Here is a 24,863-nt window from a genome sequence, read left to right on the forward strand (position 1 = left end):
ATACAAAATACCTATCACAATTGCATTAATACTTTTTAAACAATAAAAAATGCTCCTTTGCTTACAAATGGTCACATACCTTCTTTAACCATTCCTTATCTTTTACGCTATTTTCTAAGTTTTCATAGACAAATTGATGATAGCTATTTATCCACTCAACTTCATCTTTAGTAAGCATTTGCACATCTATTAGCCTTCTATCATATGGAATGAAGGTCAGTTGTTTGAAATGTAAAAAGCTATTTTCTTGTCTGTCGATGTACATCAGATTTTCAATTCTTATTCCATACTCTCCCGGAATGTAATAACCAGGTTCGTTGGAAAGTATCATTCCTGGCGTGAGTTTCACTTTATTGCCCTTTGATATTGCTTGTGGTCCTTCGTGTACTGATAGGTAACTTCCTACTCCATGCCCTGTACCATGCATATAGTCCATTCCAAATTTCCATAAATGCGTACGTGCCAATATATCCAATTCTCCACCAGTAGTGCCAGAAGGAAAGATGACACTTGCTATAGCAATGTGAGCTTTCAACACTATTGTATAGTGGGTTATTTGCTCATTGGTCGGATTACCAACCACTACAGTTCTTGTCACATCAGTTGTGCCATTAAGGTATTGGCCACCAGAGTCAATCAAATATAGTCCACTTTTCTGAATTACCTTATTCGTCTTACTGCTTGCACGATAGTGAATTATTGCACCATTTTCATTAAATGCTGAAATTGTTGGAAAGCTCAATTGTTTAAACAAATTCTGCTCTTTTCTGTATTCTAAGAGTTTCTCTTCAGCTTCAAGTTCTGTACCAACATTACTTTCAAGCCAATGTAGAAAGTTTGTAACTGCTACTCCATCTCTGATATGCGCATTTATAGTCCCAGCTATTTCAGTTTGGTTTTTTACTGCTTTATAAATTAGACAAGGATCTTCTCTTTCAGCTACCTGTTTATCTTTTATTACAGCCATGATACTCATTGGAGTTGTGTTTGGATCTATAACTATTGAATTTAGCTTGTGCAGCGAATTTTCTAGCTCACTAATATCAAAAATATTTATATGATTGCCTAAATTTGCTTCTATAGTTGAATGTTCTTTATCTTGAATAAACAAATCAACATTACCGCTTTTATACAATATAGCACGGCCCAATATACATGGAGTATATTGGGCATTTTCATTTCTTAAATTTAATAACCATGAAATTGAATTTGGATCAGTCAGGAGCACTGCTTCAGCTTCTTTATCTATGCTTTTAGCGACTTTTTCACATTTGTCCTTACTACCTTCACCAGCATGTTCAATAGAATGTAAAACCACTGCTTGTTTTCGATAGTCACTTTTTTTTCCAGCTAAACAGGGTATTAATTTACAGATATTCTCATACTTTCTTATATCTTCTATGGTAAAATATTGCAAATAGTAACCTAGTGAGGCAGTCGATGTTAAGTTTGCTTTTATCCATTCGCGTGGATCCTCTTCTTGTATATTATATACTTGAAAATTGCCCCGATCGAGCTGATTGCGAGCTTGTGTGATGTAGCGTCCATCTGTAAAAAATTGGCACTTGTTGTTTTTTGTGACAATAAGCAGCCCATTTGTTCCTGTGAAGCCACATAACTTAGTTAGCTCGTCTGAATACTCATTTAAATATTCATCTTTAGTATGCAATATAAATGCGTCAACATTTGTTTCACGCATAAAAGATCGAAATTCTTCGATTTTTGACATGGAATACCTCACGCAAAACTAGCAGCTACTTTCGTTTTCTTATTCCTAAGGTACACTAATATGCTCACTATCGCTGCGGGAGTGATGCCTTGTATTTGCTTTGCAATGCCAATCGTCGTTGGTTTTATCGTCTGCAACTTTTCTATTACTTCACTTGACAGGCCTTTAACTTGTGAATAGTTAAAATCAATTGGAATTTGAGTGTTAATTTCCTCTCGTAAAAACTTCATATCTGCTTCTTGTCTTATTAGATAAGGTTTGTATTTTGCTTCAATTTCAACTGCTTCGCATATTTCATTCTTAGTTATGCTACCCATTGCGGTGTCATTCCAGCGCGTGATGCTGCTTAACTCCGGCCATATTTCTTGTAATTTATTCCAGTCGATGTTTGGATAGCTGAGTAAATCTAGTGCCGTTTTTCTTATCCCATCATAAGATATTTTAATACCATAAGACCTAAGCTGCTCAGGAGTAATTTTCAGACTCCCTAACTTCTCTTCAAGCTGCTTAATGGATTCAAGTTTATTCTGTAAAACAGAGTATCTCTCATGCGAAACAAGGGAAATATCATAACCTTTTTGTGTTAATCTTCTATCCGCATTGTCTGACCTGATAGCTAGCCTATATTCTGCACGTGAGGTAAATAATCTATAAGGCTCGATCACCCCTTTGGTGACCAAATCATCTATCATTACACCGATATACGAATCTGTACGATGGAGAACAAAGCTTTCTTTTTTTTCAGATGCAGAGAGTGCTGCGTTAATTCCAGCGATAATTCCTTGCCCTGCTGCTTCTTCATATCCAGTGGTGCCATTAATTTGGCCAGCAAAATATAGACCTTTAATTTTCTTAGTTTCAAGAGTATGGCTTAGTTCTCGTGGATCAATATAGTCATACTCAACTGCATATCCAGACCTCAATATTTCTGCGTTTTCAAGTCCTTTGATACTCTTTATCATTTCACACTGCACTTCAATAGGCAATGAATTTGAAATTCCGTTCGGGTATATAGTATCATCATCCAGCCCTTCTGGTTCTAAAAATATTTGGTGACTACTTTTTTCTGCAAATTTATTAACTTTAACTTCAATGGATGGGCAGTATCTTGGTGCAACAATGTCATCCAAATACGAAGAAGCTGACCTATGAAGATTTTCTCTAATTATTTTATGTGTATTTTCATTAGTATGGGTAATAAAGCATGATACCTGAGGTTGGTTAATTTTTTCTGTGAGATAAGAAAACGGCACAGGTGGGTTATCACCCACTTGTTCTTGCAATATTGACCAGTTTATAGTATTACGATCAAGCCTTGGTGGAGTTCCGGTACGCAATCTACCTAATCTAAAATCATACTTCTTCAACGTATTTGCAAGTTCTACTGCAGACTTATCTCCCATTCTCCCTGAAAGAGTTGTTTGCTCTCCTATATGAATCACACCTTGTAGGAAAGTTCCTGTAGTTAAAACGACTCTGCTTGTTAGTATATGTTCCCCCGAGCTTGTTATTACAGCCCTTATATGTGATTCCCCGTTGCTATCACTTTCTATAAGAAAATTGTCAATTGACTCTTCTTTTACCGTCAAATTGTTATAATTTAGAATAATTTCCTGTATTGCCTGCTTATATAATTTTCGGTCTGCCTGTGCACGCGGTCCCCACACTGCTGCACCTCTGCTGCTATTTAAAATGACTGAGTGTATGCTTGCTTGATCGATTGCTCTTCCCATTATTCCATCAAGAGCGTCAACTTCCCTAACTACAACACCCTTTGCAACTCCTCCAATTGCTGGATTGCAGGACATTTCTCCTATAGTTGAAATTTTATGGGTTATAAGCAGCGTATTTGCACCAAGGCGAGCTGCCGCAGCAGCAGCTTCGCACCCTGCATGGCCACCACCTACTACTACTACGTCATATTTATGCATGCTTTCTTGAGTAATTCTTACTCTACTAATATTCCGATTATCAACGGTTAATGTCAAATTTTATAGTGATACCTCTCCTGTTACCCAGTGCTGTGACATAACCACACAAACATTATAACCGGGAGCCAAGTAGCAGGCACTGGCATCTAAGTTATAGAAACGGATTGAATGCAAAACTTACTTGACAAACCTCGCCAGCCCCCTTACCATGATACTGAAGGTATTCAGTTATCTTCATCTGTGCAGATTAAACAGCAAGAAAACAACGTAGTTGGCGTCTTATTTTTAATTTTTTGCACTATGTGCACCTTATGTCTTCACAATATTTCTAGGTTTTTACCTATATAAGCTGAAACGCGCTTATAAGTCGTTTAAGACAGTATAGTACGCCAATTTGCAGGATTAGGAAGTGAACACTAATTACCACGGGGTTTCTTTTGCCTTTTTTTCTGCTTAGTAAATTTCTTAAACATTTAAGCTAAGGTTAGTTGCATTTAAAAGCAGCTAAATTGCAGTGTTTAAGACTTAAAAAACGCCAATACAGAAAATAGACAGTGACTAGGGTTTCTTTTGCCTTTTTTTCCACTTGGTAAATTTCTTAAATATTTATGGCTAAACGACAACCGTCATCCCGCTACTTGTTAGCGGATGAGATACCGCGGCGGTATGACGGTTCGCGGTGGCATGACGATAACCTCATCATCCCGCTGCTTGTTAGCGGGATCTAGAGATACCGCGAATGAATCGCGGTATGACGGTTCGCGGTGGTATGACGTAGGACTGCTGTCATTCCAGTCTGGGATAGCTTTGTTGCATCGCTCAAGTGAAAAGAACTGGCAGTTACTGACAAAATTCATTATAAAATAGCCATTTAACCTTTGAAGAAAAAATATGCCACAAAAAATGAGAGTCCGTAGCCAAAACGAATATAACAAATTTCTCCAAGAAAGGGGAAATATTTTTCGTTACATCAATGAAGCTATCGAAAATTGGTATGAAAATAGTCCAAAAATGCAGGGTGGCAACAATATTTACAGCAATAAAGTGGTAATTTTGATACATATAATAACCCATCTATTCAGAGTAGGTTTAAGACAAACAGTCGGGTTTATAAAAAGATATTTGCAACAAATAGGAAGAGATTTGGCAGTTATCAGCTATTCACAAGCATCAAGAAGGTTTAAGAAACTTAATATTAAGATCAATGATTGCAGAATTGATAAAAATAATATGGAAGATATCGAAATTGCCATAGATAGCACAAGCATCAGCAATACCCCAGAAGGAAAATAGTGCAGACAGAACGGCTATGAGCAGACACGGAAACTGCATGTAATGTTGAGTATAAAAAGTCATAGCAGCAAAATACAGCAGCGGAGTTTATTCGGATCACTTGCGATTTGTTAGAAGAAGTTCATGCTGTAAAGGTATTATATGCGGATAGAGCATATGACAGGCATAAGCTTTACGAATTATGTAACAAGTTTGGTATAAAGACAAAAGTTCTTCCGAAAAACAACGCAACAGAGCACCAAAAATTGGATTACATGGATGATAGAAATGCTGCTGTTAGACTAATAAAGTCATATGATTGCATAAAAAAGTGGAAAGAAGAAGTAGATTATGGAAAGAGAGCTCGCATTGAAGGATTTTTCTCAAGATTAAAGCAAATATTCGGATTTAGTTTTAGGAATAAATCTGAGATAAATCGAGAAAAAGAACTAAATGCTATTTGCTCAATAAATTCACTGATATTGGTATGGCTAAATTTGAGATAGTTACATGAATTTACCATAAATCACCATCTCATAAAGTGCGATGCAACAAGGTCATCCCAGTGTCTGGGCACTGGGATGACAAGAAAAGGGCTACTTGAATGACATCTTGATGATTTGAAGAACCGTCATTCTGCTACTCGTTAGCGCCGCGGCGGTATGATGTCTTCCTTGGGTCAGCTATAGATTACCTGATCTCACCATCTTTCCAATCACTTTATACATAATTCTCGGATTTTGAAAACTTACTTTGAGTGAATTGCTCATATTCTTTATCCTCTAGTTCTTCAAAAATCTCAGGATAATGTTCACTGGAACGAGTAATTATTGAAATTAGCTCTTGCTTTGTTTTTTTAAGTAAAAACCTTTCAAAGAGAGTCTGTTCATCTGGGCGCGCAGATGACCGATACTCCTTTCTATCAAGTTTAACCAAAGCAAAACCTGTTGCAGCCATATGCTTACATGGACCAAAGTAACAGAATGCAGGGCAGGAACATGTTCCACTGAAAAGAGGACCATCGTATTCTAGTTTTACCCGATATACACTTGATCCAACTACCTTTGATTTAGCTTGAGATTCATTAACAGATATAATCTGTACCTTTCCTTTGTTAAAATAATCCCTTCCTCTGGAGAGGTAGGGTTCTTTGATAAGACCTGTGATATCTTTATAATACAGTCTCATTTTTGCCTCCTTATTTCATATATAAAGCCCTCAATTTTCTAATATATCCTTTTTTCCATAAAAATTTATTAACCCACCACGACTTTTATATGGGGCCCTGCAGACAATTTTATAGTGCTATAGCTAACCCAAGAAAGGTTTCTCTACGTCATACCGCCGCGGCGCTAACGAGTAGCGGAATGACGGTTTTTCAAATTGTAGGTAAACCTAAACCACTTCAGCTATATATAATAGAATTTCGCTTTCTACTATCTTTCCAATCACTTTATACATAATTCTCGAATTTTGAAAATTTGCTCCATATCTAATTTCTCACTTGTATAAAATTTGTTTTCTTACTTCGAGATCTAATCTACCATAACTTTAATATGGCGCTTCTTTCCTACAGATAATTTTATAAATGACCGACCTTTAAAGCTCTCAGAATTTATTATGTAGTTAATGTCGTTTACAGTATTGTCATTAACTTTGCATCCGTTGCCCTGTATTAAACGCTTTGCTGCGCATTTTGAAAATTCAAGACCGGTGTCACGCAGTAGGCTTACTAAGGATATGCCGCTTGCAACTTGTTCTTTTTTTATGATGTAATCAGGAAGTAGTGAGCTATCTTCATTCTCAAAAGCAGAGACTGCAGCAGATAGTGCGAGTGCCGCTTCTTTGTCACCATGACATATTTTTGTCACTTCTGTTGCCAAGACCTTTTTTGCTTCATTTGTTTCCTGATCTTTTAAAGACTCTAATTTTCTAATCTCATCAATTGGCACATCAGTGAGCAATCTTAAAAAACGTCCAACATCTTGATCATCAACGTTGCGAAAATATTGCCAGTAGTCGTAAGGCTTTAGCATATTATCATCAAGCCACACTGCTCCACTTTCAGTTTTGCCCATTTTTACCCCTTGAGCATTCAATAAAAGAGGGGCAGTAAGGCCAAACAGCTCAGGTAAATTCAACTTTTTTCCAAGCTCAATTCCGTTTACTATATTTCCCCACTGGTCTGACCCTCCAATCTGCAGACGACAGCCATGCTTTTTATTCAACTCAACAAAATCATAAGCCTGCAATAGCATGTAATTAAATTCCAGAAAGCTTAAGGTTTGCTCTCTATCCAGCCTGGTTTTCACACTATCAAAACTTAGCATACGATTTACAGAAAAATAAGCTCCTATATCACGCAAAAAATCTATGTATTTTATGTTATCCAACCAATCTGCGTTATTTACTATCATTGCACCAGTCTTGCTGTCATTAAAAGACACCATTTTCTCTAATATTCTCCTTATGCTAGATGTATTTTGATTGATGTTCTCTACGGGCAAGATGCTTCTTGCTTTATCTTTGAAGGATGGGTCACCAATTTTTGTTGTGCCACCTCCAAGTAAGACTATCGGCTTATAACCAAATTTCTGCAGGTGACGGAGCATCATAATCTGAATTAGGTGACCAGCATGAAGACTTGGTGCTGTGCAATCAAACCCAATGTATGCGACTATATAATTGCTCTGCAATAATAACTGATCTAGTCCTTCAATGTTTGTACATTGGTATAGGTACCCTCTTTCTTGAATAAAATTTAAAAACTCGGACTTGTGTTTCATTTTGTAAACCCCAGCCTATCCTGTCATTAATGCGAAGTAACCCTAATAGGGAAAGATGTCATCCCAGTGCCCAGACACTGGGATCCAGAAAACTTAATTATAAACAAGCACACTATACAACGTTTTCGATGAAATTGCATGAAAAACTGGATTCCAGTGTCAGCTACTTTCATGACACCACTACCTGTGCAGGAGTTGCCTTCAAAATTACAACGTTTGTGCAATTGTGTACCAGCTATCTGGATAATCAATTCCATAACTCTTCTACTTTATAATACTCCCTTACTTCTGGCCTGAATATGTGAACCATTATGCCTTGAAAATTCAAAATCACCCAATTGCCTTCATCCATACCTTCTACATCTATTTTATCATGTCGCTCGAGACTTTTTATGACGTGTTCAGCTAACGCTTTCACATGGCGACTTGAATCACCAGATGCAATAATCATATATTTTGCAATAATGGTTCTATTCTGCACATCGAAAGTAACTATATCGTGACCTTTATTTTGATCTATTATACTTACAATCATGCTTTTTATTGATTCTGTATCACTGGATACATTAGTCATCATCTTAAATTATTTAATTTACTTATAATTATACACTCAAAATCTCTAAATATGAACTATTTTCAACGCGACTGTTCGTTAAAAAGGTATTACCTGCATCTATTTTATCATCATGTTTTTAGCATGTACAATGTATATACTTTTATGTATAATTGAGAATAGCTTTTTACTAGTATTCATTATGGGCAAGACTCTCATCTACTTAATCGGCTTTCCAGGTAGTGGTAAGTTTACTATTGCAAAGGAACTGTGTAAAATCATTGATGCAGTAATAGCAAGCAATAATCTATTCAATAATATTATATTTGATATTGTTAAATTACAAAACGCTGAAGTTCCAGATGAACTATGGGAAAAAATTTTTGCAGTTAGGGAAAATGTATTAGCAATACTAGAAAAACACTACATAAAATCAAAACATTATATATTTACAAATGAATTGATAGAGGGTGACCCCTATGATCAGAGAATATACAACTCTGTGGTAAATTTAAGTAAAAAAATGGATATGGAAATTCTTCCTGTAGTGTTACATTGTAATAATGAGGAACTGGTAAGGCGTGTTCAATCAGAAGAAAGGTACCAGGAAAATAAAATTACTGATTCGGATTTTGCTATGAAAAGAATTGAAGGGAAAAGGCTATTTATACCGGAAGGTACACTTGAAATTGGTAACTCAAATTTAAGTGCAAAAGAAGTTGCAAAGAAAATTGTTGAAGAGATGAAGGAAGAGAAAAATGGAAAATTAATTAAAACTTCTATAACAAATAATTTAACAACAGGGGATGCTTGTGATTAAGCAGAAAAGTGAATATCGTCCTTGTGTTGGCATAATGCTATTTAACAAACAAGGACATGTCTTTATTGGAAAACGCTTTGATAGCGACTCTTACTGGCAGATGCCACAGGGAGGAGTTGATGAAGGTGAAGAATTGGAACAAGCAGCGTTACGTGAGTTACTAGAGGAAGTGGGTACAGATAAAGCAGAAATTATAGCTAAAAACGAAGATTGGATATACTACAACTTGCCTGAAGAAGTTATACCAATATGCTGGAATGGAAAATATTCTGGTCAAAAGCAAAGGTGGTTCTTAATGAAGTTTTGTGGAGAGGATATTGATATTAATTATACTGACCATCCAGAGTTCAAAGAGTGGCGTTGGCAAAGTGTAGATAGTTTAGTAGCCAGTGCTATATCATTTAAAAAAGAAGTTTATAAAACAGTGATAGAAGAGTTTTCTTCTATCATAAAAGCCTCAACAATAAGCTCATGATAGTAGATTCTCATTGCCACTTGATTTATTTTTCCGATGATGAAATACCAAAAGTAATTTCAAGGGCAGAGCAAAATGGTGTAAAGATTTTGCATAACATATGCATAAGCGTTAATGATATTCCTAAATTACTAAAAATTTCTTCATCCTATGATCAAGTTTACTCCTCTGTTGGTGTGCATCCACTTGATGCTGCCATAGAAAACGGTGAGTGTATACACGTTGATGAATTAGTTGAATTTACTAAGAATCAAAAGGTAATTAGTATCGGTGAAACCGGGTTAGATTTTTATAAATCTGACAACAAAGACAATCAAAAAAAAAGTTTTGCATCACACATAGAAGCAGCAAGAATAACAGGGTTACCTTTAGTTATTCACACTAGGAGTGCTGATAGTGAGATGATCGATATGTTAAAGTCAGAAATGAAAACCTGTGCTTTTAGTGGAGTGATGCACTGTTTTGCTTCCTCTAAAGAACTTGCTTATCAATCTATGGATTTGGGGTTATATATTTCATTTTCTGGAATTATTACTTTTAAAAATGCGAGCTTACTCAGAGGAATTGCACAGAATGTACCACGCGAGCGTGTTTTAGTCGAAACTGATGCACCATATCTATCACCTGAGCCTTATAGGGGAAAAAAGAACGAACCAGCAATGGTAAAATATGTTGTGGATTGTTTGGCAGAGTTATGGAATGAGTCACCCGATAAAGTAGCAGAAATAACCACAAGCAACTTTTTTAGGCTGTTTACGAAACTTGAGCTACAAGGAAATTCTATAAAACCATTGATTTGCTTATGAGCCTAAATAGTTCTTTCACTGCATTCACAGATTTATCAAACATTTCTTGTTCACTATCATTCATTTTAACTTCTAGGACCTTTTCAACTCCATTTTTTCCGATAATTACAGGTACACCAATAAACAAATCTTTTACACCATATTCACCATTAAGGTAAGCAGCACATGGTAATATACGCCTTTTATCTTTTAAATATGACTCTAACATGCATATAGCTGAAGATGCAGGAGCGTAGTATGCAGATCCAGACTTAAGCAGATCAACTATTTCTTTACCGCCATTGCGAGTGCGTTCAACTATTTCATCAACTTTTTTCTGCGTAATGAGACCCATATCGATAACTTGGGTAAGTGGAATGCCAGCGATAGAAGTGCAATTAATGAGTGGTACCATAGTGTCACCATGTCCTCCAAGCACAAAAGCAGATATATCTTCAACTGAAATATTTAATTCACTTGCAAGGAAATAACAGAAACGGGAAGAATCAAGCACTCCTGCCATTCCAACAACCATATTAGCTGGAAGGTTTGAAAATTTATGCACCACTGAAACCATGGCATCCAAAGGGTTGGTAACCACTATTACAAACGCATTTGGAGAATACTTCTTAATATTTTCACCAACCTCCTTCATTACTTTAGCATTGGTTTGCAGGAGGTCATCCCTGCTCATTCCAGGTTTTCTAGCAATGCCTGCTGTTATGATGATTGCATCAGAATTTTCTATATCTTTGTATTGATTAGTTCCAGTTAAACCAGAATTAAATCCATCAATAGGAGATGATTCTGCTATGTCGAGTGCTTTACCTTGCGGTATTCCATCACTAATATCAAGTAAAACAACATTGCCGAGTTCCCTTAGTGCAATCATATGAGCGAGAGTTCCACCGATATTTCCTGCACCGATTAAAGATATTTTTTTTCTTTGTACTGTCATTTTCTACTCCTTTGTATTTACTTTTGTGGCTTTACCTTCCCAGGGGGATAAGCTGTCAAACATACGAAAATCTTGCGGTAAATCTATAGGATTATATACAACCTTTTTTGCCTCTATATCGTATCTTACTTCCTCATAACCAGTGAGAGGGAAATCTTTTAACATTGGATGACCTTTGAATCCATAGTCTGTTAGAATCCTACGCAAATCAGGGTGATCAGAGAATTCTATTCCATACATATCAAACACTTCACGCTCAAACCACGAAGCTGTGCTAAATACCTTTGCTATGCTTGGAGGCATATCGCCCTCACATAATTGAAGTTTTATGTGTACTCTAATATTATGCACAATGCTGAGTAAATTGTACACTAACTCAAAGCGCTTTTCTCGATCTGGATAGTCAACCCCAAAAATATCAACTAATAGTTCAAACCTACACTTTTCATCATCACGTAGAAAGGATAGGTGCTTTTCAATTTCATCTAAAGTTGAATATATTACAATAATGCCATCATCTTTTTGAATGCACTCACACTTGGTCTTTTTTTGTATATGCCTTGCAGTTTTATCCATGCTTTATATTCTGAGTTCGTTTTATTTTGTTTTGTAGGCATAGCATTCCATATAGCAACGCCTCAGCAGTTGGTGGGCATCCAGGGACATACACGTCAACTGGCACAATTCTATCACAGCCTCGGACTACTGAATAAGAGTAATGATAATAACCACCACCATTTGCACAACTTCCCATAGAAATAACATACTTCGGGTCTGCCATTTGATCATAAACCTTGCGCAATGCTGCTGCCATTTTATTAGTTAGTGTGCCAGCAACAATCATCACATCTGATTGACGTGGGCTTGCACGGAACATTATACCATATCTATCAAGATCATAACGGCTGGATGCAGTATGCATCATCTCAACTGCGCAACATGCAAGACCAAATGTCATTGGCCACAATGAACCAGACCTTGCCCAATTCATTACATAATCTATTAAATCACCAAATTTAGTAACAAGAAACCCTTCTTTTTTATAACGACCCCAGTCATCATTAGATAGAATTTGATTTGTCATAAACTACTCCCACTCTAATGCACCTTTACACCATTCATAGATAAAACCTATAGTGAGTATTGCAAGAAATACCATCATAGACCAAAATCCACCATAGCTTATCTTAGATAAAGAAACAGCCCAAGGAAAAAGAAAAGCAATTTCTAAGTCAAATATTATAAATAATATTGAAACTAGGTAAAATTTAATGTCAAAATTTTTTCTTGCACTGGATAGTGGGTTGAAGCCACACTCATATGTGGAAAGTTTTTCACTATCTGGCTTACTCACTGCAAGAAACATAGGCAATATACCTAAAACAAAAGATACTACAATTGATACGCAGATAAAGATTACTATGGTTAAATATTCGCTCATTTAACAAAACATATAACACTATGAATTTACATGCTTTCCTAACTTTTTACCACCTAAAATATGCACGTGAAAATGTGGTACAACCTGCTCTCCATTTTCACCGTAGTTAGTGACTAACCTATACCCTGTTTTTTCTAGATTATATTTATGTGCTATCTCTCTTACAGTTTTGAAGAAATTTGCTATTTCCTCTTCAGAAGCTTTTAGAATAAAATCATCGTATGAAATATATTGATTTTTGGGTATAGCTAAAATGTGAACTGGTGCATCAGGGTACTTATCGCGAAAAGCTAGTACATTTTCATTTTCATGTACCTTCTCACAAGGTAACTCATCTCTTAATATTTGAGCAAAGATGTTATTGCTATCATAAACTTCATTGCTCATATTTTAAGAGCGACCTTTCCCTCTTCCTTCGTTTTTCTCTACATTAGGTGTAGATAGTGGTTTTATCGTTTCACCAGAAGCATTTTCAAGATTTAAAGAGCTTACAAGTTCCCTTGCTTTTACCATGTTCTGCTGTTCTTTCGAAGAGGTTTCTATTCCATTTACCCTTTTTCCAGTAATAACTCCTGGTTGTAAGTAATACATATCCCCAGGAACAGTTAAACTATGATGTCTTTCCTCTATTTTAACTTCATTCATAATACTCCCCTTATAACTCATAACTTTACCCCCTACTCCTTATATTTTCAGAACCCTGCTCAACTTTATCCTGCCAATTTGCAGTTTCCTTTAATAACTCTCCTCTACTACTATCTACAAATGTTTCAGCAGCTTCCAATACCTTACTCCTATCACTAGCAGATAAAGCCAGAGTTTCTGAAGGCTGATTAGACTTCACAACCTTTTCTAATAACTGCTTTTGATTATCATATTCCTTATACAATTTTTCTGCAATACCATACAGCAATTTTAAGTCTGTGTGAACTTTAAATTCTCCACCAGTGATTTCTGCAAACTTCTTGAGGTCGCCTTCAACTTTATTAGCAATTCCTTTAAGAACAAGCTCTTTTATTTCTTTCTCGCTCTTGCCTTTATTATCAGGATTAGTTTTAATAGTGTTAGCTATTTCCTTAACGTTAATTTCAATTACAATTTCGTTTTCTTCTCTGAAAATAGTTACATTTGGCAGGTTTTTCTTTATTTGACCTAATTGTTCATCGTTCAAATAAGGTATATCTCCAATAAGAGTCCTTGATGCTAAAAATTTTACTTCCCCATCCTTACAGCTTATTATTTCTACACCAAGATCTTTACTAGCTTGTGTGGTTTTTATGGGTGGATCATATTTTTCAAGCTCGCTGCCAATAACATAGCGCCCGCCATTTTTTATGTCGTGCCACATTTCGCCCCAAGGCTTAAACCAGTTTTTTGGCTGTATAGGATATATTATACCCCCAAGTAGAGCTTTTGCACCTCTACCCAGAAAACTTCCTACTCCCGAAGCTGCATTACCAACTTTAGCTAGTATAGAAGTAGATTTTTCATTTTTTCCTGTGAACATACATACCTCCAAGGCACTTTCTACAACCAAATAGTAAAATATACCTAATTATAGACGAAAATGCTTAAACTTATATATCTATTATAAGATGAAATTATAGAGATTGCAATCATTATTTGCACATTGCCAAAATATATAGTATTTTTGCTGCTTTTCTTGTTCAACTTATTTTTAAAGATAAATTATGTTTAAGTGGAACGCAAATAATATTATTGATGCTACTGGCGGAAGAGGGGAGGGTGGTTGTAATTCGGTACATAGCTCAAATGTTTCAATAGATACAAGAAGCATAAAAAAAGGTAATGTATTTATTGCTCTCAAGGGAAAGGAATTTGATGGGCATGATTTTCTACATGAAGCATTTTTAAAAGGGGCTGCTGCTGCGGTAGTAAGCGAAGATAAATATAGAAAATTTCCTCTAATTGTTGTGCAAGATACTCTAAAAGCTTTGCATAATATGGCATCATATTACATTAGAAATGTTCTTGTTAATGCTAAAGTTATCACAATCACAGGTAGTGTCGGGAAAACCACTACAAAGGATATGCTTAACACTGTTTTGTTGCAGTATGGAATATCTCATGTAAATGAAAGTAACTTGAATAATAATATAGGATTGCCTTTTACGATTCTAAAAGCCCCAGAAGATTGCCAGTACTTAATCCTTGAAATGGGAATGAATAGAGCTGGTGAAATAAAAGAGTTATCAAAGATTAGCAATCCGGATATTGCAGTTATTACCAACATCGAACCTGCGCATGTTGAAAATTTTTCATCTCTACTTGATATTGCGCAAGCGAAATTAGAAGTTCTGTATGGTATGGAAAATAATGGTACTTTGGTTTTGAACAAGGATAATAAACATTATGATTATCTCTTATCAAATGCTGACAGAAATGTAGTGAGCTTTGGTAAGAATGAAAGTGCTACTGTTCGCTTGTTAGACCTAGTAAGAAACGATGACGGTCTAAATTTAAAAATTAAACTGAACAATGGTCAAATTATAAACTGCAATTTACGTTTACGGGGTGAGCATTTTACATACTCTGCATTAGTTGTTACAGCAGTTGTGCAAAGTCTCGGACTTGATTTATCGAAATTACCACTAGCACTTGAGAATTTTACTGTAACAGAAGGTAGAGGTAATGTTCATAAAGCTAAATACAATGGAAAATTCGTACATTTGATTAACGACTCCTATAATGCCAGCCCTACTTCAATGAAAGCTGCAATAAGAACTTTAGGTACATATTCTAATCTGAGAAAAGTAGCATTACTTGGCGATATGCTAGAACTTGGTAATGAAAGCATAGTATTTCATAAAGAATTGTTTGACTCTATCGTAGAACACGATGTGAATAAAGTTTATACGGTTGGTAAATTTATGTTAGAATTACATAGGCTTTTACCAGGCAATATAAGAGGTACGCATTTTAATGATTCTAATCAATTGAAAAGTGATTTAGCTAACATTATTCAGAATAATGACGCAATTCTAGTTAAAGGCTCACGAGGAATGAAAATGGATCTTATTGTACGGGAATTCATAATAGAATATTAAGCAAAATCATTGTATTAATTTACAGTAACAAATTATTAGGAACTCTAATCGTGACAAAACGTGTAATTATTTTTGGTGGAACGGGGTTTATAGGGAAATACATCGTAAGACGCTTGGCAGCAGAAGGATATTTAATAAAGATATTCACTCGTAACCAGGAAAAAGCTGCTTGTTTAAAATTGTGTGGCAATTTGGGACAAATATCAATATTTAAAGGCGATTTTTTTGATGAAAAATCAGTTCTAGAGGGTATGGAAGAATGTGATGTAGCCATAAACTTAGTGGGAATATTATATGAAGCAAAAAAGCACGATTTTTACGCTGTTCACGTTAAAATAGCTGAAAGGATAGCAAAAGCTGCAAAAATGAAAAATGTACCTATGATGATACATTTTTCTGCTATGGGAATAGAAAATAGCAAGTTGTCAAAATATGCCAAAAGTAAATTGGAAGGTGAAAAAGCTGTAACTTCAGCATTTCAAGAAGCAATAATAATTAGGCCAAGCCTTGTATTTGGTAAAGAAGATAACTTCTTTAATAAATTTGCAAGATTAGCAACTATTCTTCCTTTCTTACCACTAATTGGCAATGGAACGACTAAATTTCAGCCAATATGTGTAACAGACTTAGCTGAAGTGGTATATCGTATTATCAGTTTTAATAAGCAAGACAAGAAAATTTATAACATGGGTGGACCAAAGGTTTACTCTTTCAAAAGCTTATTGAAGTTTATTCTGAATGTTACTAACAGAAAGTGTTTGTTGATCAATGTATCTTTTCCAATGGCAAAGTTAATAGCTTTCTTTTTAGAAAATAAAATTATTTCTATGCTGCTAAAACCAATAACCAGAGATACAAACCCTGTGCTTACTCAAGATCAGGTGAAAGTTATGATGAATAGCTCAATCGAAAAGTCAGCTGATCTTGAAACAATGAAGGTTCGACCATTAGCAATTGAAAATGTGGTGCCAGAATACTTGAAGATTTATAGAAAGTATTGATAGAAGAGTGTGCCCGGTAGGATTCGAACCTACGACCCACAGCTTAGAAGGCTGTTGCTCTATCCAGCTGAGCTACGGGCACACAACATATATAAAATGCTTCTTAGTACACGTGAAGTCAAGTATTTCGTGTGAATATGATGTTTGTGGTAATATCTTACAACACCTTGTCATTGCAGTTGTGTGTCACGCACTGCCGAAATTGGATGCGAGAAGTCCATTTATTTTAGAAAATATTATATAGAAAGTTGCTTGACACATTTCGCCAGCCCCCTTATCATGAAACTGAAGCTATTTTATTTATCTTCGCAATCTGTGCAGGTTAATGACAAAAAACTTAGGGTATTTGGCGTCTCATGTTTAATTTTTCGCACTACGTGCATCGCATGTCTTTAAAAATTTCTGGGTTTTTACCTATATAAGCCAAAACGCGCTTACAAAGCGTTTAAGACAGCAAAAAACGTCAAATTGACAAGGGAGAATTTGAATGCTAGCTACTACGGGGTTTCTTTGCCTTTTTTCCTGCTTAGTAAATTTCTTAAACACTTGCGGTGTAGGTTAGTTGCAAGTTAAAAGCAGCTAAATCGCTCTTAATCAAGCGTTTTAGAATAAAAAAAACGCCGATATTTTAGTACATAGTAAATAGCCAATCACCACGGGGCTTCTTTTGCCTTTTTTTCATTTGGTAAATTTCTTAATATTTATAGCTAAACGACAACCGTCATCCCGCTACGCGTTAGCGGCTGAGAGATACCGCGGCGGTATGACGTAGAGCTCGCGTTAGCTATACTTTTATACTCACCAACTCAGCATCCAATCAAGTAGTCAAGCTACTTAGATCTGGTGGACTCAAATCACAATGTTCATACAGTTATGCTGTGCCCTATGGGTGTGATGTTCTACGAGTTGGGTAACAGGAGGTAATGCAGGAAGTCTAATAGTGCAGCAACACGGAACCCCAGGTCAGGCCTGCGCCTATTGCAATCAGCAGTACCAGATTTCCTGATTTTATTTTTGATTCTTGTATTGCATAGTCTAAGGCCAGTGGAATTGACGCTGCTGAGGTGTTTGCATGCTTATCAACGGTATTAATCACTTTCTCTATAGGAAAATCTAATTTCTTTACTACTGCTTCAATAATACGAATGTTTGCTTGATGGGGAATTAACCAGTCAATATCAGTAATTTTTAAATTGTTGCATCTTAGTGTTTCCTCTACTGAGGCTGTTAACTTATCCACTGCATGTTTAAACACTTCTCTTCCATTCATGCATATTTTTCCAGAATCACCAATAGAGGATACCCCTCCGTTCGTACATAATATGTCCACATTGCCATCAGAGTGTAAGTTTGTTGATATGATGCCGCTGCTACCCATTTCTGATTTTATTATCACTGCACCAGCACCATCACCAAAGAGTACACAAGTTGACCGATCTTCCCAGTCAACAATCCTAGACATTATTTCAGCACCAATAACGAGCGCATATTTAATTCTATTGTTAGATTTTATGAGCGAATCAGCAACTGTAACTGCATATATAAAACCAGAGCATGCTGCTTGTACATCAAAAGAAAATGCATTTTTACATTTTAACTTACTTTGTACAATCGTTGCACAGCTAGGCAAAGTTTTATCAGGCGTTGTTGTTGCAACTATAATCAAGTCAATTTCATCCACTGAAATTTTAGCTTTTTCTATAGCACTTTTTGCTGCATTTACAGCTAGATCTGACGTTAATTCTCCTTCATCTGCTATATGCCTTTGAGCTATTCCTGTTCTCTGCCTTATCCATTCATCGCTTGTCTCAACTATCGATGCAATTTCGTTGTTACTCAACATTTTTCTTGGTAGGTAAGATCCAGTGCTTAATATGAAACTTTTATTCAATATGACTTACCCCGTTAATTATCTTTTGATTTAAATTCTCACTAATTGCATTTACTGCAAATTTTATAGCATGGGCAAAAGAAACAGCATCAGAATTTCCATGACTTTTAATGATGATACCATTCAGCCCTAAAAACATAGCTCCACTTCTAATTTTGGGATTAAAACGCGTTAATGCTTTATTTAGTTTGGATTTTAACAATATACCAATAAGCATTTTCGCTATCCACGAGTTGAATACTTCCTGCTTTATTAGATTGATAAAGGTACTAGCGGTTGCCTCAGCTGTTTTGAGCATTACATTGCCAACAAAACCATCAGCAACAATCACATCTATATTACCCTCTAAAAATTCACTTGCCTCTATATACCCTTTGAAATTAATGCCTGGAGCGTTTTTAAGCAACTCAAAAGCGCCGCGCACTGAGTCATTACCTTTAACTTCTTCTGTACCGACATTTAGCAAAGCAACCTCAGGATTGTCAATTTTTAGCGCTACTTTTGCAAATATACTTCCCATTAATGCAAACTGGAATAACGAATCGGCATTACAATCGACATTTGCACCAAGGTCAAGCAAAGCGAAGCTTTTTGTCTTAGTTGGACAGATAGAGACAATAGCAGGACGATAAATATTTGGTAATGTTCCTAAAATAAATCTGGAAATTGCCATCAACGCCCCGGTGTTGCCTGAAGATACCACTCCGAAAGCTTTACCTTCTTTCACTGCAACAATTGCAGCTTTCATACTTGAGTCTTTACGATGTCTCAGCGCAAAAGATGGCTTATCATTTGCAAGGACATTGTCAGAACAATGAGTAAACTCAGAATTGTTACTTACTTTTTTATATTTCAAAAGCAAAGGAGATACTTTTTCCTTATCTCCATAAATATGAAAAAGAACTTTAATGCCTGGGTCAACAAGATTATCCAAAAAAAAACCAGCACCCTGAATTACGGAAAGAGGCGCAAAATCGCCCCCCATAGCGTCAAGTGCAATAACTATGTGATTATTGACCGTAGGTAACATACCATAATAGTCATTCTGCCTGTTGCTTAATGAAAACTCGTTTTCCTTTGTAACTGCCATCAACTGCTACATTGTGAGGCAACATGAATTCCCCAGTTGCTGAACATACCACAACATTCTTAGGCTCAATAGCATGATGAGAACGATGCATATTACGCCTTGACTTTGACTTTTTTCTTTTTGGAACTGCCAAAACTTCCTCCATTCTACTACAAAATTCAATTCATTAGTAACATGTTTTTTACAGGAAGTAAACAGGGATAGTAAAATAAGTAAGGTCTGTTTATATAATTTAAGTTATAAATCCTTCTTGCGAAGCTTGCAATTTATACAAATATTTGCTTTTGCAGGCAGTCCATTAAATTCTGGAGTCAATTTTACCTCAAGCACAATGGTGTCATCCCAGTGCGTGACACTTGTATCTTTATGATGTGAGGTATTAGAGCTAAAATATCTCACAGGGAGGGTGAAGCCAACTTGACACTAATGCCAATAAGGCTGAATCCCAGATTTTGCTCCCCTCCCATAGAGTTAGAAGACTGAACAGTATCTTTGGAATTATATCCCGTATTTACAAGAACTCTCAATTTATTTATAGTCTTGGAGGCAGTTTTATGCAAGTAAATGCTATTTTAGGTGTAGATATTTCTAAAAAGAAATTTGATGTTTGTTTGCTAATAAACGATAAGAAACGGCACAGAGTCTTTTGTAATAGTCAAGACGGCTTTACAAAACTTGTAGTGTGGTGCAATGGACATGGAGCAAACCTTATTCATCTTTGTCTTGAAGCAACTAGCTGGTATGGTGAAGATTTGGCTACTTTTATGCACGACTTGGGACATAACGTAAGTGTAGTAAATCCAGAAGGCTTTTGGCAAAAGTGAACTGCTCAGCCGATAAATCAGATGCAGCTATAGATTTTGTATCGCTAATAAACCTGCTCTTTGGAAACCTATTTTCCCTGAAGTTAGGCATTTAAGAGAGCTTTATCGTTGCATGCAATCACTTAAAGACGATAAGTTGCAACAGATGAACCGTTTGGAAAATAAAAATATGCACTCCAGCTGCAAAAACGCTAGATCCGAAGTAATTTCAACAATAGATGTACAAATTGCTATCCTGGAAAAAGAAATTGATGAGCATATTAATCACTATCCATACCTAAAAAATATGATAGAAAACCTCAAAACTGTAAAAGGCATAGGATATCTTACTGCTGTTGCTGTTATCGCAGAAATGCCGTCAGTTGATAATTTTAGTCATGCTAACAGCTTTTGCCGCCAGAACATCATCAATCTGGATCGTCAATAAGTAGAAGAAGCCGAATATGTAAAATAGGATCTGAGCGTATTCGAAAAGCTTTTTATATGCCAGCTATAGTAGTACAATCATCATTTTCAAAAATTTTGTCAGCGTTTAACGAGTAAAGGAAAGTGTCCAAAAGTCGTAGTTTTAGCCTTGATGAGAAAACTGATGCATGTCTTTTTTGGTATTCTTAAAAACAATCAGCCATTTAATTGTAAATTAATTGTTTGACATGAGAGACAGTATCTGGGATCTAGGTGTAAAAATATTTGTAAATTATGCAATGGGTAATAGATTCTAGGAGCATATAATGTTCATGATAAAAAAAAGATGGATCCCAGTGGGCCTTGTTGCATCGCACTTTATGAGATGGTGATTTATGGTAAATTCATGTAACTATCTCAAATTTAGCCATACCAATATCAGTGAATTTATTGAGCAAATAGCATTTAGTTCTTTTTCTCGATTTATCTCAGATTTATTCCTAAAACTAAATCCGAATATTTGCTTTAATCTTGAGAACCTGTCTTGAAAGGAGCTAAGCAGCTAATTTAGCAAGCATAATAGTAATCATATTAAAGGAGATATTAGTTTTTGAAGTAAGAGGAATAATCCTTGCTCATACGTCTAAAATTGGAAAGCCAAGCAAAAGTTCTTTCAACAATCCACCGTTTAGGAATAACTTGAAATCCTACAGCATCAGCTGCTTTTTTAGTAATCGTATCCTGTTTTCAATAAACAGTAATTTTGCAATTTACCAATATATCCCTGATCAGCAAAAAACCTTTGTAGCGTTGGAGCTTTTCGTTTAGCTTGAGTAAAAAGATTTAGAGCACCATCACGATCTTGAATGCCTGCACTATGAACATCAGCTGTAATAATTAGGCCTATTGTATCCACAATGATGTGGCGTTTTCTACCCTTTATTTTCTTGCCAGCATCATATCCTCTGGATCCCCTTTTTGAGTGGTTTTCACTGATTAATTATTCCTACCGAAGGTATTTCATTTTTGCCAACCATTTTTCTTACCTTTTTTACTAACATATCGTGTATTTCTTCCAATTTGCCACTATTACGCCACCTGAGAAAATAATCATACACCGTTTTCCATGGCGGAAAATCTTTTGGCAGCATTCTCCACTGGCAACCACCTTTCATTATGTATCTTATTGCATTAATAATTGTTCTAATATTGTGTTTTCTTGGCCGTCCTACTGCACCTTGTGCAACACTTGGCTCCAAAATTTCCCATTCTTTGTCACTTATATCACTTGGATACATTTTTACCTACTATTTTTTACTTATCTCATCATATTCTCTTTCTCATTTCTTTTCAAGACAGGTTCTTAGGAAGTCTTTTAGTATTCTTCACATCAATTGCATTTTTGATAATTAATGGTATTTCTTGTAATGTACCAATAGCAGTAGGTTTTTTTGCTCCCTTGTTAGCAGAATTTATTTTGAGTTCAGCTATTAAGAGCATTTATACTAGAAATGGAAAAGAGTTTAATAATCAGACTAATATTTTATTGTTGTTTAACTTTGACCAAGGATGCGAAAATTTTTCAAAGAGTGATAGGACTAAATTAAAGTGGCTAAAAAATTCATTTATTTTGAGCAACATAATCTGTACATCTTTAATGTTTTTCGGTGTGGGATTAGATTTAGTTGCCAACGGCTTTGGTATAACTAACTCTATGGTGTTATCCGGCTTATTACTTTCATTACCATTCACGCTTTTAATTGTTACTTCACCTGTTTTCAATGCTGCAAGTAATTGTATTCTCAAAAAGACAACTATAAATTCAATTGAGGAGCAATTTAAAGGTGATGGTCCACTTGTAGAAGTTGATGGAAAATTGCCAAGCAGTACTGTAGATTCTGATGGTGCTTTTAACGCCTCAGCTCATGGAGTGGGTTGATTATTCTCCATACTCAAATCTCTGGCTAGAAATAACGAGCCACAGATCAGTATGGTTTTGACGTTTTGGATAGAGGCTTTTAATATGTGATTTGATATTGCATCGCCAATTGATTCACATTCAACTGCTTTTATTTCTATGTTATTGGCTTTTTCCCTAATCAAATTTGTATTTGTTGCTTTAGGTTCAGACTTAACACAAACCGCACATAGTAGTTTGATATATGGTTTTAAGTGTTCTAAGAACTCTTCTACATTTCTGTTACGAGTAACACCAAAAATTATATAGATACCTTCAGCAAAGTTATCTCTTACCCACTGAGATAGCACTCTAGCACCATCATTATTGTGCGCACCATCTAAAAATAATTGCCAATCTTTTGGTAATAAAGAAATTAAATTGCCCTCTTTTATACGCTCCAGTCGTGCAGGCCAATAGGTATGCTGTAAACCTGAAGTGATATCCTCTTCTCCAATGTCAAATTCATACTTTCCACTCAAAATGCTACATGCTGCAATGGCGTTTCCTGCATTGATTATTTGGTGTTCACCCTTCAGAGATGGCAAAGGAAATTCTATTGATTGAATAGCTGATTGGAAACCCATTTTGTTGTTCTTTTTTTTGCAATTCCATTCAAGACCTCCTCTATATAGAGGAGATTTCTTATTTATTGCATGGAATTCTAGTGTACTCATCACAGACTTTTCTTGTGGTGCTATTACGCAAGGAATATTAGGTTTCATTATTCCAGCCTTTTCACCTGCTATGGTTTCTACAGTAGGGCCAAGATATTCTGTATGATCAAGGGCAATGGAAGTAATGATTGTTAAAATCGGACTATCTATAACATTTGTTGTATCAAGCCTTCCACCCATACCCACTTCAACTAAAGTTATATCGGCTTTATGACGAGAAAAAGCTAAAAAAGCTGCGATCGTTGCAGCTTCAAACAGAGTGATAGGCTGTTCTGCAATTACGGCACGGCATTCTTCTAACAAGCTATATAATTCATTATCATCGATATAACTGCCTGCAATAACTATTCTTTCATTAAAATTCACTAAATGTGGGGAAGTGTATGCGTGTACCTTATACCCTGCTGCTTGCATTATATGTCTTATAAATGCTAGTGTTGAACCTTTCCCATTAGTTCCAGCTATATGAATTATGGGCGGCATTTTTTTCTCAGGATTACCCAATTTATTTAGAAAGCTTTTTATGCGATCAAGAGAAAAATCCTTTGGTCTACTACCAAGTGGTTTAGGCCAATGAGGCATATATATCATGGATTGTTATTGCATTTTAATTCAGCTATAACGCTTGCTATGCCATGCGTGTCGATTTTTTCACTAAATTGAGAACGTTGATTAATAGCAATACTTATTCCACTCATTACAACATCACTTATCAAGAAAGAACTGTTATTTTTAGTAACTTTAAAATCAATATTTGTAAATTCTTCATCACCGTAAGAAAATCTTGTACCAATTAAGCAAGTTTCATCGTCAACTGCTTTTGTACTCATTATGATCATTTCACTATTACTCATGTATTTAGATAAAATTTTAACGCACAAACGTGTAAGATACACTTCATACTCTCTTAAGAAATCTTCCCTTTCCTTCTGGGTAGTCAAAGCCCAATATTTTCCCATGACAAATCGAGATATTTCTTTGAGGTTAACATTATTCTGAATGACCTCCTGAAGCTTTTCGTGTACATGCTCTAGGTTTTTTCTATTTCCTTTTGTAGACATGCTGTCTACTTGTTGCTTCATAGTATGCACAAAAATTTTGTGATCTGTACAACTAGTGTAAGCTCTTGAAGAAATTACAATAAAAACAATAATGATTAAAACTTTAGTAATGTTCATAAGATATATTTATTAACTATGG

The 24,863-nt window shown here is 35.6% G+C and carries 26 protein-coding genes, 1 tRNA gene and 3 pseudogenes; 11 read left to right on the forward strand and 19 right to left on the reverse strand.

The window, feature by feature from the left end:
- Positions 1–61: 61 nt before the first annotated feature.
- The gene (locus tag ABWU58_RS00560; protein ID WP_353283270.1) at positions 62–1,729 is read right to left on the reverse strand and encodes an aminopeptidase P family protein; all 1,668 of its coding nucleotides are present in this window, start codon (positions 1,727–1,729) and stop codon (positions 62–64) included.
- A gap of 8 nt (positions 1,730–1,737) precedes the next feature.
- Positions 1,738–3,660, reverse strand: coding sequence for a tRNA uridine-5-carboxymethylaminomethyl(34) synthesis enzyme MnmG (gene mnmG, locus ABWU58_RS00565; RefSeq protein ID WP_353283674.1), 1,923 nt, complete (start codon positions 3,658–3,660; stop codon positions 1,738–1,740).
- Between the two features lie 891 nt (positions 3,661–4,551).
- Between mnmG and ABWU58_RS00570 the strand changes: the two genes are divergently transcribed.
- Complete coding sequence (locus ABWU58_RS00570) at positions 4,552–4,953, forward strand: transposase (RefSeq protein ID WP_353282841.1); 402 nt, start codon at positions 4,552–4,554, stop codon at positions 4,951–4,953.
- A 107-nt stretch (positions 4,954–5,060) separates the two neighbouring features.
- Positions 5,061–5,438, forward strand: a complete 378-nt coding sequence (locus ABWU58_RS00575; RefSeq protein WP_353282842.1) for a transposase — start codon at positions 5,061–5,063, stop codon at positions 5,436–5,438.
- A gap of 214 nt (positions 5,439–5,652) precedes the next feature.
- Here ABWU58_RS00575 and ABWU58_RS00580 read toward each other — a convergent pair whose 3' ends face one another.
- Positions 5,653–6,120 carry an SWIM zinc finger domain-containing protein gene (locus ABWU58_RS00580; protein WP_353283271.1) on the reverse strand — a complete coding sequence of 156 codons (468 nt, stop codon included), beginning with the start codon at positions 6,118–6,120 and terminating at the stop codon, positions 5,653–5,655.
- A gap of 347 nt (positions 6,121–6,467) precedes the next feature.
- Positions 6,468–7,718 (reverse strand): tyrosine--tRNA ligase, encoded by a 1,251-nt coding sequence (tyrS, locus tag ABWU58_RS00585; protein WP_353283272.1) that lies wholly within the window; start codon positions 7,716–7,718, stop codon positions 6,468–6,470.
- Positions 7,719–7,769: 51 nt separating this feature from the next.
- Here tyrS and ABWU58_RS00590 point away from each other — a divergent pair.
- Positions 7,770–7,847 (forward strand): annotated as a pseudogene (locus tag ABWU58_RS00590) (WPE palindromic element domain-containing protein); the annotation flags it as partial.
- Between the two features lie 118 nt (positions 7,848–7,965).
- Here the strand turns inward: ABWU58_RS00590 and rsfS are convergent.
- The gene (gene rsfS, locus ABWU58_RS00595; RefSeq protein ID WP_353283676.1) at positions 7,966–8,292 is read right to left on the reverse strand and encodes a ribosome silencing factor; all 327 of its coding nucleotides are present in this window, start codon (positions 8,290–8,292) and stop codon (positions 7,966–7,968) included.
- A 181-nt stretch (positions 8,293–8,473) separates the two neighbouring features.
- Between rsfS and ABWU58_RS00600 the strand changes: the two genes are divergently transcribed.
- From ABWU58_RS00600 to ABWU58_RS00610, 3 genes are read left to right on the forward strand one after another with little or no spacing between them, the layout of a single operon-like run.
- Positions 8,474–9,091 carry an AAA family ATPase gene (locus ABWU58_RS00600; protein ID WP_353283273.1) on the forward strand — a complete coding sequence of 206 codons (618 nt, stop codon included), beginning with the start codon at positions 8,474–8,476 and terminating at the stop codon, positions 9,089–9,091.
- A 34-nt stretch (positions 9,092–9,125) separates the two neighbouring features.
- The gene (locus tag ABWU58_RS00605) at positions 9,126–9,566 is read left to right on the forward strand and encodes an RNA pyrophosphohydrolase (protein ID WP_410542048.1); all 441 of its coding nucleotides are present in this window, start codon (positions 9,126–9,128) and stop codon (positions 9,564–9,566) included.
- Positions 9,563–10,372, forward strand: a complete 810-nt coding sequence (locus ABWU58_RS00610) for a TatD family hydrolase (RefSeq protein ID WP_353283275.1) — start codon at positions 9,563–9,565, stop codon at positions 10,370–10,372. The genes ABWU58_RS00605 and ABWU58_RS00610 overlap by 4 nt, the downstream gene beginning before the upstream one ends.
- On the opposite strand, the gene mdh is transcribed toward ABWU58_RS00610, so the two are convergent.
- From mdh to ABWU58_RS00645, 7 genes are read right to left on the reverse strand one after another with little or no spacing between them, the layout of a single operon-like run.
- Complete coding sequence (gene mdh / locus ABWU58_RS00615; RefSeq protein ID WP_182183353.1) at positions 10,347–11,309, reverse strand: malate dehydrogenase; 963 nt, start codon at positions 11,307–11,309, stop codon at positions 10,347–10,349. The two genes, ABWU58_RS00610 and mdh, sit on opposite strands and share 26 nt — an antisense overlap.
- A 3-nt stretch (positions 11,310–11,312) precedes the next feature.
- On the reverse strand, positions 11,313–11,885 hold the full coding sequence (locus tag ABWU58_RS00620; protein ID WP_353283276.1) for an NADH-quinone oxidoreductase subunit C: 573 nt from the start codon (positions 11,883–11,885) through the stop codon (positions 11,313–11,315).
- Positions 11,878–12,393, reverse strand: a complete 516-nt coding sequence (locus ABWU58_RS00625; RefSeq protein WP_164224545.1) for a NuoB/complex I 20 kDa subunit family protein — start codon at positions 12,391–12,393, stop codon at positions 11,878–11,880. Before ABWU58_RS00625 ends, ABWU58_RS00620 begins: the two co-directional genes overlap by 8 nt.
- A gap of 3 nt (positions 12,394–12,396) precedes the next feature.
- Positions 12,397–12,750 (reverse strand): NADH-quinone oxidoreductase subunit A, encoded by a 354-nt coding sequence (locus ABWU58_RS00630; protein ID WP_007548575.1) that lies wholly within the window; start codon positions 12,748–12,750, stop codon positions 12,397–12,399.
- Positions 12,751–12,768: 18 nt separating this feature from the next.
- Complete coding sequence (locus ABWU58_RS00635; protein WP_096617328.1) at positions 12,769–13,137, reverse strand: HIT domain-containing protein; 369 nt, start codon at positions 13,135–13,137, stop codon at positions 12,769–12,771.
- 3 nt (positions 13,138–13,140) lie between these two features.
- Positions 13,141–13,395 carry a hypothetical protein gene (locus ABWU58_RS00640; RefSeq protein ID WP_353283277.1) on the reverse strand — a complete coding sequence of 85 codons (255 nt, stop codon included), beginning with the start codon at positions 13,393–13,395 and terminating at the stop codon, positions 13,141–13,143.
- A gap of 25 nt (positions 13,396–13,420) precedes the next feature.
- Entirely contained in the window at positions 13,421–14,257 is an 837-nt protein-coding gene (locus ABWU58_RS00645; protein WP_353283278.1) for a hypothetical protein, read from the reverse strand.
- Positions 14,258–14,441: 184 nt separating this feature from the next.
- Here ABWU58_RS00645 and ABWU58_RS00650 point away from each other — a divergent pair, with 184 nt between their 5' ends.
- The gene (locus tag ABWU58_RS00650; RefSeq protein ID WP_353283279.1) at positions 14,442–15,818 is read left to right on the forward strand and encodes a UDP-N-acetylmuramoyl-tripeptide--D-alanyl-D-alanine ligase; all 1,377 of its coding nucleotides are present in this window, start codon (positions 14,442–14,444) and stop codon (positions 15,816–15,818) included.
- Between the two features lie 50 nt (positions 15,819–15,868).
- The gene (locus tag ABWU58_RS00655; protein WP_353283280.1) at positions 15,869–16,819 is read left to right on the forward strand and encodes a complex I NDUFA9 subunit family protein; all 951 of its coding nucleotides are present in this window, start codon (positions 15,869–15,871) and stop codon (positions 16,817–16,819) included.
- A gap of 8 nt (positions 16,820–16,827) precedes the next feature.
- On the opposite strand, the gene ABWU58_RS00660 is transcribed toward ABWU58_RS00655, so the two are convergent.
- The 4 genes from ABWU58_RS00660 to rpmF form a co-directional block, all read right to left on the reverse strand.
- Positions 16,828–16,901 (reverse strand) — tRNA-Arg (locus ABWU58_RS00660).
- A gap of 852 nt (positions 16,902–17,753) precedes the next feature.
- Complete coding sequence (locus ABWU58_RS00665; RefSeq protein WP_353283281.1) at positions 17,754–18,710, reverse strand: beta-ketoacyl-ACP synthase III; 957 nt, start codon at positions 18,708–18,710, stop codon at positions 17,754–17,756.
- Positions 18,703–19,740: a phosphate acyltransferase PlsX gene (gene plsX, locus ABWU58_RS00670; protein ID WP_353283677.1), complete on the reverse strand. Its 1,038-nt coding sequence runs from the start codon at positions 19,738–19,740 to the stop codon at positions 18,703–18,705. Before plsX ends, ABWU58_RS00665 begins: the two co-directional genes overlap by 8 nt.
- 10 nt (positions 19,741–19,750) lie before the next feature.
- On the reverse strand, positions 19,751–19,933 hold the full coding sequence (rpmF, locus tag ABWU58_RS00675) for a 50S ribosomal protein L32 (RefSeq protein WP_096617771.1): 183 nt from the start codon (positions 19,931–19,933) through the stop codon (positions 19,751–19,753).
- A 421-nt stretch (positions 19,934–20,354) separates the two neighbouring features.
- Here rpmF and ABWU58_RS00680 point away from each other — a divergent pair, with 421 nt between their 5' ends.
- Positions 20,355–20,624 (forward strand): IS110 family transposase, encoded by a 270-nt coding sequence (locus tag ABWU58_RS00680; protein ID WP_353283282.1) that lies wholly within the window; start codon positions 20,355–20,357, stop codon positions 20,622–20,624.
- Positions 20,625–20,976: 352 nt separating this feature from the next.
- Positions 20,977–21,167 (forward strand): annotated as a pseudogene (locus tag ABWU58_RS00685) (transposase).
- A 416-nt stretch (positions 21,168–21,583) separates the two neighbouring features.
- Here the strand turns inward: ABWU58_RS00685 and ABWU58_RS00690 are convergent.
- A pseudogene (locus tag ABWU58_RS00690) lies at positions 21,584–22,327 on the reverse strand (IS5 family transposase).
- On the opposite strand from ABWU58_RS00690, the gene ABWU58_RS00695 reads away from it, so the two are divergent.
- The gene (locus ABWU58_RS00695; protein ID WP_353283283.1) at positions 22,318–22,968 is read left to right on the forward strand and encodes a hypothetical protein; all 651 of its coding nucleotides are present in this window, start codon (positions 22,318–22,320) and stop codon (positions 22,966–22,968) included. The pseudogene ABWU58_RS00690 and the gene ABWU58_RS00695 overlap by 10 nt on opposite strands.
- On the opposite strand, the gene ABWU58_RS00700 is transcribed toward ABWU58_RS00695, so the two are convergent.
- Positions 22,953–24,254 carry a bifunctional folylpolyglutamate synthase/dihydrofolate synthase gene (locus ABWU58_RS00700; protein WP_353283284.1) on the reverse strand — a complete coding sequence of 434 codons (1,302 nt, stop codon included), beginning with the start codon at positions 24,252–24,254 and terminating at the stop codon, positions 22,953–22,955. The genes ABWU58_RS00695 and ABWU58_RS00700 overlap by 16 nt on opposite strands.
- Positions 24,251–24,841: a phospholipid-binding protein MlaC gene (locus tag ABWU58_RS00705; protein ID WP_353283285.1), complete on the reverse strand. Its 591-nt coding sequence runs from the start codon at positions 24,839–24,841 to the stop codon at positions 24,251–24,253. Before ABWU58_RS00705 ends, ABWU58_RS00700 begins: the two co-directional genes overlap by 4 nt.
- Positions 24,842–24,863: the final 22 nt, after the last annotated feature.

Source organism: Wolbachia endosymbiont (group A) of Pogonocherus hispidulus (genome assembly GCF_964028195.1).
Taxonomy (GTDB): Bacteria; Pseudomonadota; Alphaproteobacteria; order Rickettsiales; family Anaplasmataceae; genus Wolbachia.

What these genes read in the sequence shown, in the direction of transcription:
- ABWU58_RS00600 (WP_353283273.1), top strand. Translation starts at nt 8,474, where the DNA reads ATGGGCAAGACTCTCATCTACTTAATCGGCTTTCCAGGTAGTGGTAAG.
- ABWU58_RS00605 (WP_410542048.1), top strand. Translation starts at nt 9,126, where the DNA reads ATGCTATTTAACAAACAAGGACATGTCTTTATTGGAAAACGCTTTGAT.
- ABWU58_RS00580 (WP_353283271.1), bottom strand. Translation starts at nt 6,120, where the DNA reads ATGAGACTGTATTATAAAGATATCACAGGTCTTATCAAAGAACCCTAC.
- ABWU58_RS00680 (WP_353283282.1), top strand. Translation starts at nt 20,355, where the DNA reads ATGCAAGTAAATGCTATTTTAGGTGTAGATATTTCTAAAAAGAAATTT.
- ABWU58_RS00650 (WP_353283279.1), top strand. Translation starts at nt 14,442, where the DNA reads ATGTTTAAGTGGAACGCAAATAATATTATTGATGCTACTGGCGGAAGA.
- mdh (WP_182183353.1), bottom strand. Translation starts at nt 11,309, where the DNA reads ATGACAGTACAAAGAAAAAAAATATCTTTAATCGGTGCAGGAAATATC.
- rsfS (WP_353283676.1), bottom strand. Translation starts at nt 8,292, where the DNA reads ATGACTAATGTATCCAGTGATACAGAATCAATAAAAAGCATGATTGTA.
- mnmG (WP_353283674.1), bottom strand. Translation starts at nt 3,660, where the DNA reads ATGCATAAATATGACGTAGTAGTAGTAGGTGGTGGCCATGCAGGGTGC.
- ABWU58_RS00635 (WP_096617328.1), bottom strand. Translation starts at nt 13,137, where the DNA reads ATGAGCAATGAAGTTTATGATAGCAATAACATCTTTGCTCAAATATTA.
- ABWU58_RS00700 (WP_353283284.1), bottom strand. Translation starts at nt 24,254, where the DNA reads ATGATATATATGCCTCATTGGCCTAAACCACTTGGTAGTAGACCAAAG.
- ABWU58_RS00640 (WP_353283277.1), bottom strand. Translation starts at nt 13,395, where the DNA reads ATGAATGAAGTTAAAATAGAGGAAAGACATCATAGTTTAACTGTTCCT.
- ABWU58_RS00705 (WP_353283285.1), bottom strand. Translation starts at nt 24,841, where the DNA reads ATGAACATTACTAAAGTTTTAATCATTATTGTTTTTATTGTAATTTCT.
- ABWU58_RS00625 (WP_164224545.1), bottom strand. Translation starts at nt 12,393, where the DNA reads ATGACAAATCAAATTCTATCTAATGATGACTGGGGTCGTTATAAAAAA.
- ABWU58_RS00560 (WP_353283270.1), bottom strand. Translation starts at nt 1,729, where the DNA reads ATGTCAAAAATCGAAGAATTTCGATCTTTTATGCGTGAAACAAATGTT.
- ABWU58_RS00570 (WP_353282841.1), top strand. Translation starts at nt 4,552, where the DNA reads ATGCCACAAAAAATGAGAGTCCGTAGCCAAAACGAATATAACAAATTT.
- ABWU58_RS00630 (WP_007548575.1), bottom strand. Translation starts at nt 12,750, where the DNA reads ATGAGCGAATATTTAACCATAGTAATCTTTATCTGCGTATCAATTGTA.
- ABWU58_RS00645 (WP_353283278.1), bottom strand. Translation starts at nt 14,257, where the DNA reads ATGTTCACAGGAAAAAATGAAAAATCTACTTCTATACTAGCTAAAGTT.
- ABWU58_RS00620 (WP_353283276.1), bottom strand. Translation starts at nt 11,885, where the DNA reads ATGGATAAAACTGCAAGGCATATACAAAAAAAGACCAAGTGTGAGTGC.
- ABWU58_RS00610 (WP_353283275.1), top strand. Translation starts at nt 9,563, where the DNA reads ATGATAGTAGATTCTCATTGCCACTTGATTTATTTTTCCGATGATGAA.
- tyrS (WP_353283272.1), bottom strand. Translation starts at nt 7,718, where the DNA reads ATGAAACACAAGTCCGAGTTTTTAAATTTTATTCAAGAAAGAGGGTAC.
- plsX (WP_353283677.1), bottom strand. Translation starts at nt 19,740, where the DNA reads ATGTTACCTACGGTCAATAATCACATAGTTATTGCACTTGACGCTATG.